Here is a 2697-nt window from a genome sequence, read left to right as displayed (position 1 = left end):
TGGTAATCCGCCGTATTTAGAATCGAGAAGTCCAAATTTCCCAGAATCATTAAAGGTGAGTTTGCAGAGTGAGATTCAAAAAAGAAGATTGTCAGATGCGAGAGCCTTTCCCCGTGGTGCAGATTTATTGATTTTCTTCTATGAATTATCGCTGAGATTATTGAGCCCAAATGGGTACAACGTCTTTATCACTGAAAATTCGTGGCTTTCCACAGACTACGGAAAACTGTTTCAGAATTTTTTATTGAAGAAGTGTAAAGTTCATGCAATTATTGATTCTGAGTACAAATACTTTGAAACAGCTGATATAAACACTATTATAACCATCATCAGTAACAGAAACGAGAGCAATGATAAATTTCCTGTTAAGTTCTTTCATTGTAATGGGAGTCTTGAAAAATATCCATGTAATACATTTTCCATGCATGATACGGAAAATGTTACTCTAAAAGAATTCTTATCAAGCGATCAATTATTGCATAACTACAAGTGGGGGGGTATCATTAGAGCTGAACAGAAACTATTACGGATTATAGAAACTATAAGCCAACTTGAAGATAAAAGTCTTTCTTCAAAGATAAGCATTGGACAAGGACTAAATCTAACTAAAAGTCATATTGTTTATAGTCAATCTTCTCGAACTTATCCGTATTATACATCAGAGATTGGTCCAACCTATAGTTGGAATAATTCGTCTTGTTATGTCAGTAAAGACGACATCTCAAGCAGTAGGAAAAAACCTCTTCTTATAATGCCAAGAGGAATAGGGACACATTTCTGTAGCATTAACGAATGCTCTGGCTATACATCAAGTTATGTTGAAATTTATGGTGATTTGTCGCAAGAAGAAACCTTAAACATATGGCTATTTTGTAACTCATCATTGTTCTGGCTTTTAAGAGAAATTACAGGAAGAACAAACTTGGGAGGCGGAATGTTAAAAGCAGAGGCAACAGACTTGAAGAGCATACCTATTTGCTACAATTTTAACAAACCGTCTGAAATTTTTGCCCTATATATGACAGTTAAGGATAAAGTGATAGATACGAGTATATCAGCAACGCTCAATGACAATCAACATAAAATGATAGATGCTATTGTCCTTAAATTCTTTGGATTAGGCAAAGAAGAAGCTTATATTGTAAATACGCTTCAAGACATGGTATTTAGGCGTATGAAGAAAAGTAAGACCAAATGATAATTGGAGGAATTGTCCTCCAATTATCATTTATTCTGGCTCTATAACGAATCGTGTGGGTAAATATTTTTTTCTTGCCAGCGTTCCTATGTTTAAAGGCTTTATGACTGAACAGAAGAAGACGGATTAATCTACAAATATAAAGGAGTTTGAGCTAAACAAGCTTCTACACACCTCCTGTTTATTCTTAGTATTACAACGTTTTGCTCACAATTCATCCCCTGTCATTCATATATCATAGTAAATTTAACCCTCCGCATCACATGTGCAGAGTATCCGCACCACAGCAAATGATGGTAAACATTCACAAACATAGTATGAATTAAGACCTTAAAAACATCTTATTTCGTTGGCTAAAGAGTAAAACTAAACTGAACAAATAACTTCTTTCTATGAATACAGTAGATATTATTCTAATTGGGTCAAACAACCCACACGAAACGTTATAGAGCCTTTATTCTCCTGCCAGCCTGAACTGCAATTCGTAATTTTTGACAAAGTCCGTTTCTTTCTGGGTCAAGCCGTATAGTGGGCAAATGTAGTCATCTATCTCATCAATGATGCCCTTGGAGCGTACAATCTTGTATTCCTTGAATGAATCAACATTGTAAGTGGACTCTCCAGATGTTGTTCTGACATTTGCCTTAGACTCTATGTCCGTTAGATACCGAGAATATAGTTTGTCAAGATACTCAATGTTTTCAGTTGTAAGCTGTGGAATGGTGAAGTTCTCAATCTCGTATGTCTTCCAATCAAGGTTGTTGGAATAGATTTGGTAAAACCAAAAAGCCAAAGAACTGCTAAGAATGCAACCAATAGCATTCGATAGTCGTTTTTGAAAATATAATGGCTTTTCTTTAGTTGAACCAGTCGGATAATTGGTTACAACCTTAAAGTACCTACCGCCAGTTGTCCTATAATAGATAGGATCACCCTTGTCGTCATAAAGAGTCCTAATCGGAGTATTGTTGAAGATTTTTATAAGAATGTCTTTTTCCATTTCACAACCAATCTTCGGAATGCGACCTATCATAGTATAACCATACACATTAGAAAAATTAAGATTGTCAATAAGCTTTTGTAAATCAAGCTCATTTCCTCTTCTGTACATCTTTGTGGAATAAAGATGTTGACAAGGTGTTTCCGTTTTTTGGAATAGCAATATAGAAGTATTCACGACGGCATTCTCAAATACAGGCTTGGGGCGAACTGAATATGATGAAATATGAATGGTGTCACAGTTATTCATCAATAAACGGTGTACTCCTGTGAGGGAATCACTTGAAGTCAAGGATATTGGAACGATATAGGCAAAGCTGCCATTCCGTCTGAGTAGGTTATAGCCCAATTCAATGAACAGTGTATATGTGTCGAGTGACCCTTTCTGCAAGCCACGAATGCTATTTGCGGTTACATAAGTATTCTTGTAATACCTCTTTGTTTGGTTATCATATTTAGCCCCATACGGTGGATTCCCAATAACAATATCGAAGCCCTCT

The 2697-nt window shown here is 35.9% G+C and carries 1 protein-coding gene and 1 pseudogene; one reads left to right on the top strand and one right to left on the bottom strand.

What is annotated here, in order from left to right:
• Positions 1-13: 13 nt before the first annotated feature.
• Positions 14-1198: pseudogene (locus tag RDV52_RS11175) on the top strand (Eco57I restriction-modification methylase domain-containing protein); the annotation flags it as partial.
• A gap of 454 nt (positions 1199-1652) precedes the next feature.
• Here the strand turns inward: RDV52_RS11175 and RDV52_RS11170 are convergent.
• Complete coding sequence (locus RDV52_RS11170; RefSeq protein WP_309149741.1) at positions 1653-2309, bottom strand: hypothetical protein; 657 nt, start codon at positions 2307-2309, stop codon at positions 1653-1655.
• Positions 2310-2697: the final 388 nt, after the last annotated feature.

The sequence above is a fragment of the Prevotella nigrescens genome (assembly GCF_031191185.1).
Taxonomy (GTDB): Bacteria; Bacteroidota; Bacteroidia; order Bacteroidales; family Bacteroidaceae; genus Prevotella; species Prevotella nigrescens.
This window is presented reverse-complemented; position numbering and strand designations above follow the sequence as displayed.